Here is a 16147-nt window from a genome sequence, read left to right as displayed (position 1 = left end):
TTCAAGCATGAACCGTTCCGCCGGCTTCGTGAAGGGGCCAGAACCGCACAATCGCTTGATCTTGATCATCTGGTCATAGTGCCTGGCTTTTGCCAGCAAATCAGGCTGGATTTTTGTTGATTGATGCGTCAATAAAAAATAATCTTGCCCCAAAAGGCCGGAGCAGGAATGCCGAAACTCGGAATGGAGCCGTTGCGCCGCAGGGCGCTCATCGACGCAACGATCTCGGCGATCGGCGAGCGCGGCTCGCTTGATGTGACGATGTCGGAAATCGCCGGGCGTGCCGGCGTGTCCTCGGCGCTTGCCCACCATTATTTCGGTGCCAAGGACGAGTTGCTGTTGGCGACGATGCGGCACATCCTGAGCGAGCTCACCGCCGACACGCGCCGCGCGCTTCGCGCAGCCGGCTCGGCGCGCCAGCGCGTCTCGGCAGTGGTCGCGGTCAATTTCTCCGACATCCAGTTCCAGCCCGAAACGATCGCCGCATGGCTCGCCTTCTATGTCGAGGCGCAGAAATCGGCAGCACTTCGCCGGCTGCTCAGGGTCTATGCGCGGCGGCTGCATTCCAATCTGCTCAGCGGGCTGACCGGCATCCTGCCGAGAAGCGAGGCCGACCGGATCGCCGAAGCGACGGCGGCGCTGATCGACGGGCTCTATATCAGGCGCGCGCTGAAGGACGGCGTCCCCGATGCCGCGACCGCGATTGCACTGGTCGAGGACTATCTCGAAACGAAGCTCAGCGGACGGCAGAAGCAGTGACATCCAAGCGACCCAACATCCTGATCGTGATGGTCGATCAGCTCAACGGAACGCTGTTTCCGGATGGGCCGGCGGACTTCCTGCACGCGCCGCATCTGAAGGCGCTGGCCGCACGTTCGGCTCGTTTTTGTAACAATTACACCGCCTCGCCGCTCTGCGCGCCGGGCCGCGCCGCATTCATGAGCGGCCAGTTGCCGTCACGCACAGGGGTCTATGACAACGCCGCCGAATTCGTGTCTTCGATCCCGACCTTTGCTCATCATCTGCGCGCTGCCGGCTATCACACCTGCCTCTCCGGCAAGATGCATTTCGTCGGCCCGGACCAATTGCACGGTTTCGAAGAGCGGCTGACCACCGACATCTATCCGGCCGACTTCGGTTGGACGCCGGACTATCGCAAGCCCGGCGAGCGGATCGACTGGTGGTATCACAATCTCGGCTCGGTGAGCGGCGCCGGTACTGCCGAGATCACCAACCAGCTGGAATATGACGACGAGGTCGCCTTCCATGCGGTGCAGAAGCTTTATGATTTTGCCCGCGTCTCCGACGACGCCGCACATCGCCCCTGGTGCTTGACTGTTTCCTTCACCCATCCGCACGATCCCTACGTCGCACGGCGGCGCTACTGGGACCACTACGAGGATTGCCCGGCGCTCGAGCCGGAGGTCGGCTTCATTCCTTATGACAGGCAGGACCCGCATTCGCAGCGGCTCTACCGCGCCAGCGACTATGACAGGTTCGACATCACCACGGAGCAGATCCGCCGCGCGCGGCGCGGCTATTTCGCCAACATCTCATATCTCGACGACAAGCTCGGCGAATTGCTGTCCGTGCTCGAGCTTACGCGCATGCTCGACGACACAATCATCCTGTTCTGCTCGGACCATGGCGACATGCTCGGCGAGCGCGGCCTGTGGTTCAAGATGTGCTTCTTCGAAGGTTCGGCGCGGGTGCCTCTGATGATCGCCGGCAACGGCATCGCCGCCGGCCTTATCGAGACGCCGGTCTCCAACCTCGACGTGACGCCGACGCTTTGCGACCTCGCCGGCATCGACATCAGCGCGATTGCGCCGTGGACCGACGGCCAATCGCTGCTGCCGCTGCTGAACGGAAAGAAACGCTCCGCGCCGGTGCTGATGGAATATGCTGCCGAAGGCTCCAACGCCCCGATCGTGGCGATGCGCGAGGGCCGCTACAAATTCATCCATTGCGAGATCGACCCGCCGCAACTGTTTGATCTTGAATCGGATCCGCGGGAATTGACCAACCTCGCCGCCGATCCGGCCAATGCGGCTTTGGTGGCCGCTTTCACCGACAAGGTGCGGGCGCGCTGGGACATGGCTGCGTTCGACGCGGCGGTGCGTGCCAGCCAGGCACGCCGCTGGGTGGTCTACCCGGCGCTGCGCAACGGCACCCATTACCCCTGGGAATTCCAGCCGCTCCAGAAGGCATCGGAGCGCTACATGCGCAACCATATGAACCTCGACCTGCTCGAAGAGCAGAAGCGCTTTCCGCGAGGCGAATGATGACAGATAGTCTCCTCCCCTCGCTCGACCATCTCAGGCAGGCCTATGCCGTCACCTCGAAGGCGACGCAGATCACGCCGCTGCTGGAATCGGCGGCACTCGCCCGCGAGACCGGCGCCGCCCGCGTCTTCGTCAAGGCCGAGTCGCTGCAATGGGCTGGATCGTTCAAGGTGCGCGGCGCCTATTGGCGGCTGAAGCGGCTGTCGCCCGATGAAGCCAAAAATGGCGTCGTCGCCTACTCCTCCGGCAATTTCGCGCAAGGGCTGGCGGCGGCGGGCCAGGCGCTTGGCATTCCCGTCACCATCGTCATGCCGATCGACGCGCCTGCCGCCAAACGCGATGCCACGTCGGGCTATGGCGCCCGCGTCGTGCTGACCGACCATGGCGAGCGCGCGCGTGAGGAAGTCGCTGCCGCCAAGGCGCGCGAGATCGCCGCGAGCGAAGGCCTGGCGCGGCTGCACCCGTTCGACGATCCGGAGATCGTCGCCGGCCAGGCCGGTGCCGGGCTGGAGGCACTCGACCAGCTCGCCGCCAGGCAGGTCGAGGCCGATCTCTTGTTCTGCTCGGTCGGCGGCGGCGGCCTGATCGGCGGTGTTTCGCTGGCCTTCCACTACCTGTCGCCAACCACGAAGATCATCGGCGTGGAGCCGGAAGGTTTTGACGGCATGGGCTCGTCGTTGGCGCATGGCGCCATCGAAACCATGCCGATCGGGCCGAAATCGATCTGCGATGGGCTGATGTCGCGGCGGCCCGGCGACGCGCCGTTCGCAGCGGTGAAGGCCGCCGGCGTTCGCGGCGTCACCGTCGACGATGCTTCGGTGCGGCGCGCCATGCAAATCGCCTTCGAGCGGCTGAAGTTGGTGCTCGAACCTTCGGGCGCTGCTTCGCTCGCGGCACTGCTGGGCGGCAAGGTCGACGTGACCGCCAAGACCGTTCTCGTAATGGCAACCGGCGGCAACGTCTCGCTGGCCGATTTCATTGCGCATATGAACCATGGGCGCGCATGAACCATGCTTGAAGCGGATTTCGTCATTATCGGCTCCGGCTCGGCCGGTTCGGCCATGGCCTACCGGCTGTCGGAGGACGGCAAGCATTCGGTGATCGTCATCGAATATGGCGGCAGCGATATCGGGCCGCTGATCCAGATGCCGTCGGCGCTGTCGATCCCGCTCAATATGAGCCTCTACGACTGGGGCTTTGCCAGCGAGCCGGAGCCGCATCTCGGCGGCCGCGTGCTGGCGACGCCGCGCGGCAAGGTGATCGGCGGCTCGTCGTCGATCAACGGCATGGTCTATGTGCGCGGCCATGCCCGCGACTTCGACCACTGGGCCGAACAGGGCGCGGCCGGCTGGGGCTTTGCCGACGTGCTCCCCTATTTCAAGCGCATGGAGGACAGCGCAGGCGGCGAGGATGGCTGGCGCGGCCATGGCGGGCCGCTGACTGTGCAGCGCGGCTCGAGAACGAACCCACTCTATGGCGCCTTCGTCGAGGCAGGCCGTCAGGCCGGCTTCGAGCTGACCGACGACTATAACGGCGCGAAGCAGGAAGGCTTTGGGCCGATGGAGCAGACCATTCGCCGCGGCCGTCGCTGGTCAGCGGCGAGCGCTTATCTGAGGCCGGCGCTGAGGCGGAAAAATGTCAGCCTGGTCAAGGGTTTCGCCCGGCGGGTAATCATCGAGAATCAACGCGCCACCGGCGTCGAGATCGAAGTGCGCAAACGGATTCAGGTGGTCAGAGCGCGGCGCGAGGTGATCGTTGCCGCGTCCTCGATCAACTCGCCCAAGATCCTGATGCTGTCCGGCATCGGCCCCGGCCAGCACCTTAGGGAGAACGGCATCCCGGTGATCGCCGACCGGCCCGGCGTCGGCCGCAATCTGCAGGACCATATGGAACTCTACATCCAGCAGGAATCGACAAAGCCGATCACGCTGAACTCGGTGCTGAACCCGTTTTCGAAGGCGCTGATCGGGGCACAATGGCTGTTCTTCAAGTCCGGCCTCGGCGCCACCAATCATTTCGAGGCGGCCGCCTTCGTGCGCTCGCGCGCCGGCGTCGATTATCCCGATATCCAGTATCACTTCATCCCGGCCGCCGTCCGCTATGACGGCAAGGCGGCGGCGAAGGCGCATGGTTTCCAGGCGCATGTCGGGCCGATGCGGTCGAAGTCGCGCGGTTCGGTCACGCTGCGCTCGCCCGATCCCAGATCGAAGCCGGTGATCCGCTTCAACTACATGTCGCATCCGGACGACTGGACGGAGTTCCGTCACTGCATCCGGCTGACCCGCGAGATCTTCGGGCAAGCAGCCTTCGATCCCTACCGCGGCAAGGAACTGTCGCCGGGTTCACATGTACAATCGGATGAGGAGCTCGACGCCTTCATCCGCGACCACGCCGAAAGCGCCTACCACCCTTGCGGCACCTGCAAGATGGGCCGTGCCGACGATGCGATGAGCGTCGTCGATCCGGAATGCCGCGTCATCGGCGTCGAAGGGCTGCGGGTCGCCGATTCCTCGATCTTTCCACGCGTCACCAACGGCAACCTCAACGCGCCGTCGATCATGACCGGCGAGAAGGCCGCCGACCACATTCTCGGGCGTACGCCGCTGCCACCGTCCAAGCAGGAACCATGGATCAATCCGCGCTGGCAGGCGTCGGACAGATAGGCCATGATCCGGCGGACGCATATTCTGCATGCCGCGAAAAGACGATTTGGAGAACAGTCATGCGCGCCCAGCCAACGGCATCGCATTATGTCAACGGCCGCTATATCGACGACGAGCGCGGCGCGCCCCTGCCGGTCATCTATCCGGCAACCGGCGAGACCATCGCCATGCTGCGCTCGGCGACACCGAACGTGCTGGAGCTCGCGATCGAGGCGGCGCGTGCGGCACAACCGGCCTGGGCGCGGCTGAAGCCGGTCGAACGCGGCCGCATCCTGCGCCGCGCCGCCGACATTTTGCGGGCGCGCAATGCCGATCTGGCGCGCATCGAGACGCTGGATACCGGTAAGCCGATCCAGGAGACGCTGGTTGCCGACGCCCCGTCGGCGGCGGATTGCCTGGAATATTTCGGCGGCGCCGTCGCCGCCTTTAATGGCGAGGCTGTCGATCTCGGCGGACCCTTTGCCTATACCAGGCGCGAGGCGCTCGGCGTCTGCGTCGGCATCGGCGCCTGGAACTACCCGATCCAGATCGCCGGCTGGAAATCCGCACCCGCCCTCGCCATGGGCAATGCGATGGTGTTCAAACCGTCGGAGAACACGCCGCTTTCAGCGCTGGCGCTCGCCGAGATCTACACCGAGGCCGGTCTGCCCGACGGGTTGTTCAACGTCGTGCAAGGCTTTGGCGATGTCGGCGCCGGCCTTGTCGGACATGATGTCGTCGCCAAGGTCTCGGTGACTGGCTCGGTGCCGACCGGCCGCAAGGTGCTGTCGCACGCCGGCTCAAAGATGAAGCACGCGACGATGGAGCTCGGCGGCAAGTCGCCGCTGATCGTCTTCGATGACGCCAACCTCGAAAATGCCATCGGCGGCGCCATGCTCGGCAATTTCTATTCGACCGGCCAGATCTGCTCCAACGGCACGCGGGTGTTCGTGCAGAGCAGCATCCATGACCGTTTCGTCGAGAGGCTGACCGAACGGACGAAGAAAATCCGCATTGGCGATCCGCTCGATCCGGACACGCAGATGGGGCCGCTGGTCTCGAAGGCGCAGCACGACAAGGTGGTCTCTTACATCGAGGCCGGCAAGCAGGATGGCGCGGTGCTCGCCTGCGGCGGCAATGTGCCTTCGCTGCAGGGCTTCCAGGGTGGGTTCTTCGTCGAGCCGACGGTGTTCACCGGTGTCACGGACACAATGCGCATCGCCCGCGAGGAGATTTTCGGGCCAGTTATGAGCGTGCTGAAATTCGACAGCGAGGACGAGGTGATCGATCGCGCCAACGACACCGAATTCGGCCTCGCCGCCGGCGTGTTCACACGCGACCTGCAGCGCGCCCACCGCGTCATCGCCGAATTGCAGGCCGGCACCTGCTGGATCAACGCCTACAATCTGACGCCGGTCGAAATCCCCTTCGGCGGCTTCAAGCAGTCCGGCATCGGCCGCGAGAATTCGCTCGCGGCACTGGCGCTCTATTCGCAGCTGAAGTCGGTCTATGTCGAGACGGGGGATGTCGCCAGCCCGTACTGATCCTTGCGGGCCGTGCCGTCGAGATACTGGGTCAGCGCGCAGACCAGATGATAGAAGATGCTGGCCGGCACCTCGCTTGCCAGCGAGCGGCCACGCTCGTCGATGCGGTCGATCCACAGGCCGAGCGGTGCCGGATTGATGTGCCAGCGGAACAGCCGGCCGACACGCGCCTCGATTTCCGGCTTCAGGTCGGGACCGCCCGAACCGTCCAGCGCGATCGCCGCCTTGATCGCTTCGGCCTGCGGCCAGCTGCGCGAGACGCGGTCGAGCGGCAGTCCTTGCCGGGAAACCGCGCCGTAGGCGAGGCCTGTAGCGCGGTTCAGGCCATTGGCAATCGCCGACGCATAAAGTTTCCGGGCGAGCCCGGTCAAGCCGCTCTGGCCGCTGCGCCCGGCGAAGTCGACCAGCAGCGAGGCCCATTCGAAATGATGGCCAGGTTCGGTCCACGTGCCCTTCTCGCCAGGGGCCGGCCGCCATTCATGGTCGAAATACTCACCCAGCGTCCAGCTTTCCGGGTCGAAGAAATGGCTGCGGAACAGATCGACGATGCGCGCGGCGCGGCGAAGGTAGGCGCGTTCGCCGGTCGCCTGATGCCAGGCCAGGAATGCCTCGAGCAGATGCATATGCGGGTTGGAGCGGCGCTCGCCCTCGCTGCTCGAGGTCTCGCGGAAGCCTGTCAGGCGCTCGTCCTCGAGATGCGCGTCGATGAACGCAAAGGTCTCCTCGCCAAGCCGCAAGGCATCGGGATTGCCGCACATATGGGCATGCGCCAGCGCCAGGAGCACGCAGGAATGGTCATAGGCATCCTCGGCGGCGTCGGCGACGGTGCCGTCGATGTTGAGCGTGCGTACCCAGCCGCCATTGTCGGTACGTCCGTGCCTGGCCATGAATTCGAGGCCGTGGCTGATCAGCCGATCGGCCGGGCCGTTCCAGCCGCGCGCCTTGGCGACGGCGAAGGCGTAGATCTGCCTGGCCTGCGTGCGCATGCGTTTGGGTTTCATCAGCGGGGAGGCATCGAAGCCGAGCGCCTCGTGGAACCCGCCATGGCGCTCATCGACGCCGACCGTCGACCACAACGGCACCGTCTCCTCGAACAGCCAATGGTGCACGCGACGCTGCCAGGCGCCGCTTTCGATGACGCGGTCGTCGGCGGGCGTGAACCTGGTCTCGAGGCGGCCGCTTTTTTCGAGCTGCTCGACGATCTTCTTGACGTTCTGGCTGTGGCTGACCGGCGCGACGAAAGTGGCGTCGGCGGTCGACACGATGGCGACGTCCTTCAGGCCTATGGCCGACAGCAGGCGGCCGTCGCTGCGGATATAGGAGTTTTCGCAATCGATGGCGACGACATCGCCGACAATGACATTGCCCTGAGTGTCGGAGGGGCCGACGTCGAGCAGCGATTGCCAGGAGCCGAGATCGTTCCAGCGAAAGCCGGCCGGCACCATGGCGATGCCGCTGGCGCGCTCCATGATCGCATAGTCGATCGATGTCGATGGGATGGCGGCATAGAGCTCCAGAGGCATGTAGAGGCCGGAAAGGTCCGATGTCGCAGCCTGGTAGGCAGCCTCGGTGGCGCTCCAGATGTCGGGCTGGAAGGCCATGAACGCATCGCGCATGGCACTGGCGCGAAACAGGAAGATGCCGGTGTTCCAGTAGAAATTGCCGGCCTCGAGATAGCTCTGCGCCGTGGCGAGATCGGGTTTTTCGACGAAACGCGAGACATCGCAGATGCCATCGCGCTCGCCGGCCACCTCGATGTAGCCATAACCGGTCTCGGGTTGGGCGGGCTTGATGCCGAACACCACCAGCCTGCCTTGGCGCGCGGCCGCCGTGCCGGCCTCGACGCTGCGCCAGAATTGCTGCGCGGTCGCGATCTCATGGTCGGACGGCACCACCAGCACCAAGCTGTCGCCGAATTCCGACAGCGTGCGCAGGCTTGCCAAAGCGACGGCCGCGGCAGTGTTGCGTCCGGTCGGCTCGAACAGCGGGCCGCCGCCGGAAAGCTCGTGACCGGCAATGTCGGCATGAACGCGGTCGGCGTGCCTTTCCGAGGCAATCAGGAAAACCGGCGTTTCGCCCTCCGGCCGCGCGGTCAGCCGGCGCAGCGTCTTGGCCAGCATCGAGCCGTCGCCGGAGAAATCATGAAACTGCTTGGGATTGTCCTCGCGCGACAGCGGCCACAGCCGCGAGCCGACGCCGCCGCTCATCACAAAACTGACGATCCGTTCGGTCATGAAAACAAGCCTCGTGCTCAAAAGGTCTGATTGTAGGCGCCGACTTCGGAGCTGCGGCGCAGCACCGCATCGACGGCTTCGAACATCTGCCGGCGCCGCTCGGACGATACCGGGCTCTCCACCACCACCACAAGCTCCGGCTTGTTCGATGATGCGCGCACCAACCCCCAGGTACCATCCTCCGCCACGACCCTGACGCCGTTGACGGTGATCAGTTCGGCGATCTTCTGGCCGGCGAAGACCGCGCCCTCGTCCTTCATCTTGCGAAAGTCGCCAACGACGCGCTCGACGACGCCGTATTTGAGCTCGTCGGCGCAGTGTGGCGACATGGTCGGCGTGCCGAAGGTCAGCGGCAGATCGCGGTAGAGGTCGGCCATGCTGCTTTGCGGGCTGCGATCCAGCATCTGGCATATGGCGATGGCCGTTACCAGGCCATCGTCATAGCCGCGGCCGATCGGCGGATTGAAGAAGAAATGGCCCGATTTCTCGAAACCGGCGGCAGCGCCGAGTTCGGCGACGCGCCGCTTGATATAGGAGTGACCGGTTTTCCAATAGTCGGTGACGGCGCCATTTTCCCGCAACACCTTGTCAGTCATGAACAATCCGGTCGACTTGACGTCGACGACGAAAGTCGAGCCGGGATAGAGGTGCGAAATGTCGCGCGCCAGCATGACGCCGACCTTGTCGGCGAAGATCTCGTTGCCTTCATTGTCGACCACGCCGCAGCGATCGCCGTCGCCGTCGAAACCGAGCCCGACATCGGCGCCCGTTTCCAGCACCTTGTCGCGAATGGCGTGCAGCATCTGCATGTCTTCGGGGTTGGGATTGTAATTGGGAAACGTATGATCGAGCTCGACGTCGAGCGGGATCACCTCGCAGCCGATCCTTTCCAGTGCCTCGGGAGCGAAAGCCCCGGCGGTGCCGTTGCCGCAAGCGGCCACCACCTTGAGCTTCCTGGAGATACGCTTTCCCGCTGTCAGATCGTCGAGGTAGGTTTTGCGGAAATCCGCAACGAAGTCATAGGAGCCACCACCGACAAGGTCGAAATCGCCTGAGAGCACGATAGCCTTCAGCGCGCTCATCTCCTCCGGACCAAAAGTCAGCGGGCGCGCCGCGCCCATCTTGACGCCGGTCCAGCCATTCTCGTTGTGCGAGGCAGTGACCATGGCGACGGATGGCGTGTCGAGCGCAAACTGGGCGAAATAAGCCATCGGCGACAGGGCCAGCCCGACATCCTTGACCCGTGCGCCGGCCGCCATCAGCCCGGAAACCAGCGCCAGCTTTATAGCTAGCGAATAGGAGCGGAAATCGTGACCGGTGACGATGTCGGGTCCGGCACCCAGGCGACGGATCAGCGTGCCGAGCCCCATGCCGAGCGCCTGGACGCCGATCAGATTGAGTTCCGGCATTTCGTTCGAGCCGGGATGGCCGAACCACCAGCGCGCATCATATTCGCGAAACCCGGACGGCTTGATCAACGCCGAGGTTTCAAACTCAAAAGTGTTTGGTCTGACATCGCTAACGATCTTCATCGACAAGGCTGCAAACTCCAGGCGGCTGAATCAGGTGCTTCGAGGCAAGTGGACGGTCACCCACAAGCCCTTTAAGCCGTGTTTGTGCGACAGGAAACTGAAACCTGTATGACGTGGCGGCTAAAGCGAAAGAAATGCGACAGAAGCGCTGCCATTGGCGCTTGCAGTAACCAAACGCGGCGGCTATAAGCCCGCGGTCTGGTCACGGAGTGTAGCGCAGCCTGGTAGCGCACATCGTTCGGGACGATGGGGTCGCAGGTTCAAATCCTGCCACTCCGACCAGAAAAAACAGCGGCTTAGCTGTTTTTGTTCCCGAAACAACCGCAGTTCTGACCAATCGCGCTATGCGCTCAGGCGAAATCGCGTCACATCAATGGCCGCGGCCATCAGTGTCTGCGTGTAGGTTGCCTGCGGATTGCTGAAAATCGCCTCGGCCGGTCCCTCCTCGACGATCTTGCCCTGTTTCATGACGATGATGTAGTCGGCCATGGCGCGCACGACGGCGAGATCGTGGCTGATGAATAGATAGGACAGTTCGTGGTCGGCCTGCAGCTTGCGCAGCAATTCGACGATCTGCTTCTGCACGGAGCGGTCCAGCGCCGAGGTCGGCTCGTCCAGCACCACCACCTTCGGCTTGAGGATCATGGCGCGCGCAATGGCGATGCGCTGCCGCTGGCCGCCGGAGAATTCGTGCGGATAGCGGTTGCGCGTGTTCGGGTCGAGCCCGACTTCGAGCAAGGCGTCGACCGCGCGGAGATCGCGCTGCCTGCCCGACAGATTGGGCTCGTGGACCAAGAGCCCCTCGGTGATGATCTGGCCGACGGTCATGCGTGGCGACAGCGAGCCGAACGGATCCTGGAAAACCAGCTGCAATTCGCGCCGCAGCGGCCGCATCGCCTGGCGGTCGGCGTGGGAAATGTCGCGGTCGCCAAGCCGGATGATGCCGTCGCTGGGCAGGAGCCGCAGCAAGGCGCGGCCGAGCGTCGATTTTCCCGAGCCGGATTCGCCGACGATGCCGATCGTCTGGTTGCGCTTCAGCCGTATCGAAATGCGATCGACGGCGCGCAGCAGCAGCGGCTCGCCGCCAAGAAATCCGCCGCCGATCCTAAAGGTCACCTCGACGTTCCTGCCTTCAAGCAGGACAGGGGCATTCGGAGGCGGCGGCGCCTTGGTGCCGGTCGGTTCGGCGGCGAGTAGCATCTTGGTGTAGGCGTGCTGCGGGTTGGCGAAGATCGCTTCCGCCTCGCCCTCCTCGACCACCTCGCCATAGCGCATCACATAGACCCGATCGGCAAAGCGCCTGACGATGCCGAGATCGTGGGTGATGAAGACGATCGCCATGCCGAGCTTGCGCTGCAGTTCGGCGAGCAGCATGAGTATCTGCGCCTGGATGGTCACGTCGAGCGCGGTCGTCGGCTCATCGGCGATCAGTATGTCGGGGTCGTTGGCCAGCGCCATGGCAATCATGACGCGCTGGCGCTGGCCGCCCGACAACTCGTGCGGATAGGATTTCATCCGCCGCTCCGGATCGGGAATATGGACCAGCCGCAGCAACTTGAGCGCCTCCTCGCGCGCCGCGGCGGCGCCAAGTCCGCGATGCTTGCGGATCGGCTCGATCAGCTGGTTGCCAATCGAATAGAGCGGGTCGAGCGACGTCATCGGCTCCTGGAAGATCATGCTGATCTTGCGGCCGCGGATCTTGTTGAGCTCTGGCTTGCTCAAAGTCAAAAGATTACGGCCGCGATAATCGACTGTGCCGGTGGCTTCGCCGTTCGAGGCGAGCAGGCTCATCGCCGCCATCATCGTCTGGCTCTTGCCGGAACCGGATTCGCCGACGACGGCGACGGTTTCGCCTGATTTGACGTGGATGTTGATACCCTTCACCGCCTCCACCACACCGTCGAGGGTGCGGAAGCGGACGCGAAGGTCCTTGACGCTGAGGATGGTTTCGGAAGCAGCCATCTCAACGATCCTTCGGGTCGAGCGCGTCGCGTAGCCCATCGCCGACGAAATTCAGCGCGAACAGCGTGGAGACGAGAAAGAAGGCCGGGAACAAAAGCAGCCAGTTGGCCGAGCCGATGTTCTGGGCGCCAACCGAAATCAGCACGCCCCAGCTGGTCATCGGCTCCTGGACGCCGAGCCCGAGGAACGACAAAAAACTCTCCAGGATGATGACCTGCGGCACCAGCAGCGTCATATAGATCACCACCGGTCCGAGCAAATTGGGGATCACATGGCGCAGCAGAATGCCGCGCTGGCCGACGCCCATCGCCTCAGCCGCCTGGACATATTCCTGCCGGCGGATCGACAGCGCCTGTCCGCGCACGATGCGCGCCATGTCGAGCCACAGCACCGCGCCGACGGCCAGGAACATCAGCACGAAGTTCCTGCCGAAGAACACCACCAGCATGATGACGAAGAAGATGAACGGCAAAGAATAAAGCACGTCGACGACACGCATCATCACCTCGTCGACCCTGCCGCCGGCAAGGCCGGCGGTGGCGCCGTAGAGCACGCCGATGACCACGGCCACGATGCCGGCAAGCAGGCCGATGGCCAGCGATATGCGCCCGGCCATCAGCGTTCGGGATAGGAGATCGCGGCCGGTATTGTCGGTGCCGAACACGAAATATTGCTGCTTGATCGAGGCACTCATCACCATTTCGAGACCGTCCGGCGATTTGCTCTCGATCTTTGTGTCATCAAAGGTATCGGAACGATCAAGGTAGCGAATGTTGCGGTCGTCGATCGGCTTGGACGATTTGACGGTGACGAACACACGGCTGCCCTCCTGCCGCCACTCCTTGATGTCGACGCGCATACGCCTGATCGCCTCATCGAGAGCGCCTTCGATCATGTCGGCCTTCGGATAGGCGGAGAAGCTCGGCGGCGTCCGGACATAGTCGGCGTAGATGGTGGTGTATTGGTGCGGCACGAAATAGGGCCCAAACACGCTGATGACGGCGATGAAGGCAAGATAATAGAGGCTGAACATGGCCGCGCGATTGGCCTTGAGGCGCGCCCAGGCGTCACCCCACAGGGATCGGCCGACGACCGGTGCGGCAACTGCGATATCAGTCATAGCGCACCCTCGGATCGACGACCCCATAGAGGACGTCGACGATCAGGTTGAAGACAATGGTGAAGAGCGCGATGACCACCACCGTTCCCATCACCAGTGTGTAGTCGCGGTTGAGCGCGGCAACGACGAAATGGCGACCGATGCCCGGGATAGAGAAGATGGTCTCGACGATGATCGAGCCGGTGAGAAGGGCTGCAGCTGCCGGACCGGTGAAGGAGACGATCGGCAGGATGGCGCCGCGCAGTGCATGCTTGACGACGACTGACCAGTCGGACAGGCCGAGAGCGCGCGCGGTGCGGATGTGATGCGAGTGCAGCGATTCGATCATCGAGCCGCGCATCAGGCGGGCAACGATGGCGATCTGCGGCAGAGCGAGCGTCAGCACCGGGCCGACCTTGTTGATGAGGGCTCCATCGCCCCAGCCACCGATCGGCAGCAGCTTCCAGGTCAATCCGAACACAAGCTGGATTACCGGGGCGATGACAAAGGTTGGTATGGTGCTGCCGGCGGTCGCCAGTGCGATCACCGAATAGTCGGCAAGCTTGTTCTGGTTGAGCGCGGCAACAGTGCCGAGCACGCTGCCGAGGAGCAGCGCCAGAACGAGCGCCGAAGCGCCGAGTTGGATCGAGATCGGCAGACCTTCCCTGAACAGTTCGCCGACGGTGAAATCCGGCATGTTGTAGCTGGGACCGAAATTGCCGCGCAGCAGATTGCCTAGATAATGGAGGTACTGCAGCCAGAGCGGGTCGTTGAGACCGAACTGGGCCTCAAGATTGGCTCTGATCTCCGGGCTCAGGCCCCGCTCCTGGTTGAACGGGCCGCCCGGCGCGACGCGTATCAGGAAGAACGCTATGGTCACGATGACGAACAGCGTCGGGATGGCGGTCAGCAGCCGCCGGAAAACGAATCGCAGCATCGATGCCCCGCTTGATCCAGAGCAGCGCGCGTCCGGCTGGACGATTGCGCTCTAGCCTTCAAATCTTCGCACCGACATTGTCGAAAATCGAATCCGGTTCCCGGGCCGATGCGATGGCAAACCGGCGCCGCCGCGCGTTGAGTTGCGCGGCGGCCTGGCTAAGGGATCAGTCCTTGCTGATGAAGCGGGACGGATGGATGTCCATCACATTGTCGTCGAAGCCGTGCAGCTTCGAGGAAACGATGTCGTGGTAGCTGTAGTAGAGAAGCGGTATCTCGCCGACGTCGTCGACGAGGATGCGCTCGGCCTCGGCGAGTTCCTTCATGCGCTGTTCGGGCTTGCCGCCGGCGGCGGCGGCCTTATCCATTGCCGCTTCGAATTTCGGGCTGTCGTAGCTCGAATAATTATTGCCGCTGGCCTTGCGGGATATGCCGAGGAAAGTTTCCGGGTCCTTGTAATCGGCGATCCAGGCGGCACGCGCCACGTCATAGTCGCCCTTCTGCTCGAGGAAGGAGTAGTGCGTCTTGGTGTCGGTGTTGAGCAGGCTGACCTCGACGCCAAGCGGCTTCAGCTGTTCCTGGATAGCGACAGCGGTGTTCTTGTGGTTTTCCGAGGTGTTGTAGCGGATCTGCATCTTCAACGGATGCTCGGGTGTATAGCCGAGTTTCTCGAGGATCTTCTTCGCAGCGTCCTCGCGGTCGATCTGCGACATGTCGGCGTATTTGGCCAGTGCCGGCGTGTAGCCCTCGATGCCTGGAGGCACCATCGAATAGCCGGGCAGCATCGAATTCTGCCAGACTTTTTCAGCAAGGAAGTCGCGATCGATCGCCATCGAGATGGCGTTGCGCAGTTCGACATTGTCCCACGGCGCCTTGTCGGTCTTGATCGCGTAATAGTAGATGCCGAGATATGGCCCGACACGGACCTGGTCGCCGAATTTGGCCCTGAGGTCGGCGAGCTGTTCGGTCGGCAGGTCACCGTAACTGTCGAATTCGCCGGCCTCGAAGCGCTTCATCGCCGACGAGCGATCCTCGGTCGGGATGTAGTTGACCACGTCGAACTTGACGCTGGCGGCGTCCCAGAATTTCGGATTCTTAACCAGCTTCAGATGGTCGTTGGGAATCCACTCTGCCGCTGTAAAGGCCCCGTTGGAGACCAGCTTGCCTGCCTTGATCCAGTCGGCGCCAAGCTTTTCGATAGACGCCTTGTTGACCGGATAGGTCGCCTGATGGGTCAGCATCTCCAGGAAGTAAGGCGTTGGCGCCTTGAGCGTGACTTCGAGGGTATTTGCGTCAATCGCCTTGACGCCCATATCCTCCGGCTTGCCCTTCTTGGTATTGACTTCCTCGGCACCCTTCACAGGATAAAGCATGGAAGCGTATTCGGCTGCGGTGGCCGGATCTTCCAGCCGACGGAACGAATAAACGAAGTCGTCCGCCGTTACCGGGCTGCCATCCGACCAGAGGCCATCCTTGCGCAGCTTGAAGGTGTAGACAGTGCCGTCGTCGGACACCGTCCAGCTTTCGGCGGCGCCCGGAATGAGATTCGTCTTCTGGTCATGCATGACGAGGCCCTGGAACAGGTCGCGTATGATATCGGCTTCGTAGACCGTCGAGGTCTTGTGCGGGTCGAGCGTCTCCGCTTCGGCGGCGGCTCCGCGGTTGTAGACGGTTTCGGCGAAAGCCGGCGTGTAGAACGCACCGGCGGCCAAGACCATGGTCGTGGCGAGTACCGTCGCCTTCAGCGCATGTTTCAGCATGGAGTTCTCCCTAATGACGTCGCCCTTCAGCCACGTCTCTAAGTGTTGACGCCCCGAAACCGATTGGTTGGTTCCTTTCGAGCGCGCAGCCGGTTCCCTTTCCGGCAGCTGGTGGCCAAACAGTAACGTGGAGATTTTTTATTTCAACAGACT

The 16147-nt window shown here is 63.2% G+C and carries 11 protein-coding genes and 1 tRNA gene; 6 read left to right on the top strand and 6 right to left on the bottom strand.

The window, feature by feature from the left end:
- The first annotated feature begins 168 nt into the window (after positions 1–168).
- The 5 genes from betI to betB are packed head-to-tail and all read left to right on the top strand — an operon-like array spanning position 169 to position 6471.
- On the top strand, positions 169–759 hold the full coding sequence (gene betI, locus AC0L2X_RS03160; protein ID WP_473554398.1) for a choline-binding transcriptional repressor BetI: 591 nt from the start codon (positions 169–171) through the stop codon (positions 757–759).
- Positions 756–2285: a choline-sulfatase gene (betC, locus tag AC0L2X_RS03155; protein WP_352490809.1), complete on the top strand. Its 1530-nt coding sequence runs from the start codon at positions 756–758 to the stop codon at positions 2283–2285. The genes betI and betC overlap by 4 nt, the downstream gene beginning before the upstream one ends.
- Complete coding sequence (locus tag AC0L2X_RS03150; RefSeq protein WP_473554395.1) at positions 2285–3292, top strand: threonine/serine dehydratase; 1008 nt, start codon at positions 2285–2287, stop codon at positions 3290–3292. Before betC ends, AC0L2X_RS03150 begins: the two co-directional genes overlap by 1 nt.
- 3 nt (positions 3293–3295) lie before the next feature.
- Entirely contained in the window at positions 3296–4948 is a 1653-nt protein-coding gene (betA, locus tag AC0L2X_RS03145) for a choline dehydrogenase (RefSeq protein WP_473599276.1), read from the top strand.
- Between the two features lie 59 nt (positions 4949–5007).
- Positions 5008–6471 carry a betaine-aldehyde dehydrogenase gene (gene betB / locus AC0L2X_RS03140; protein WP_473554390.1) on the top strand — a complete coding sequence of 488 codons (1464 nt, stop codon included), beginning with the start codon at positions 5008–5010 and terminating at the stop codon, positions 6469–6471.
- Here betB and AC0L2X_RS03135 read toward each other — a convergent pair.
- Both AC0L2X_RS03135 and AC0L2X_RS03130 read right to left on the bottom strand, forming a co-directional pair.
- Positions 6435–8705 (bottom strand): AGE family epimerase/isomerase, encoded by a 2271-nt coding sequence (locus AC0L2X_RS03135; RefSeq protein ID WP_473554388.1) that lies wholly within the window; start codon positions 8703–8705, stop codon positions 6435–6437. The genes betB and AC0L2X_RS03135 overlap by 37 nt on opposite strands.
- A gap of 17 nt (positions 8706–8722) precedes the next feature.
- Positions 8723–10237, bottom strand: a complete 1515-nt coding sequence (locus AC0L2X_RS03130) for a phosphomannomutase/phosphoglucomutase (protein ID WP_473554385.1) — start codon at positions 10235–10237, stop codon at positions 8723–8725.
- Positions 10238–10442: 205 nt separating this feature from the next.
- Between AC0L2X_RS03130 and AC0L2X_RS03125 the strand changes: the two genes are divergently transcribed.
- A tRNA-Pro gene (locus AC0L2X_RS03125) sits at positions 10443–10519 on the top strand.
- A gap of 60 nt (positions 10520–10579) precedes the next feature.
- On the opposite strand, the gene AC0L2X_RS03120 is transcribed toward AC0L2X_RS03125, so the two are convergent.
- From AC0L2X_RS03120 to AC0L2X_RS03105, 4 genes are all read right to left on the bottom strand, one after another.
- Positions 10580–12199, bottom strand: a complete 1620-nt coding sequence (locus AC0L2X_RS03120; protein WP_352566509.1) for an ABC transporter ATP-binding protein — start codon at positions 12197–12199, stop codon at positions 10580–10582.
- 1 nt (position 12200) lies between these two features.
- Positions 12201–13319: an ABC transporter permease gene (locus AC0L2X_RS03115; protein ID WP_352490802.1), complete on the bottom strand. Its 1119-nt coding sequence runs from the start codon at positions 13317–13319 to the stop codon at positions 12201–12203.
- On the bottom strand, positions 13312–14235 hold the full coding sequence (locus tag AC0L2X_RS03110) for an ABC transporter permease subunit (RefSeq protein WP_352490801.1): 924 nt from the start codon (positions 14233–14235) through the stop codon (positions 13312–13314). Before AC0L2X_RS03110 ends, AC0L2X_RS03115 begins: the two co-directional genes overlap by 8 nt.
- Positions 14236–14401: 166 nt before the next feature.
- Positions 14402–15994, bottom strand: a complete 1593-nt coding sequence (locus AC0L2X_RS03105; RefSeq protein WP_473554381.1) for a peptide ABC transporter substrate-binding protein — start codon at positions 15992–15994, stop codon at positions 14402–14404.
- Positions 15995–16147: the final 153 nt, after the last annotated feature.

The sequence above is a fragment of the Mesorhizobium sp. WSM4828 genome, from assembly GCF_055811175.1.
This window is presented reverse-complemented; position numbering and strand designations above follow the sequence as displayed.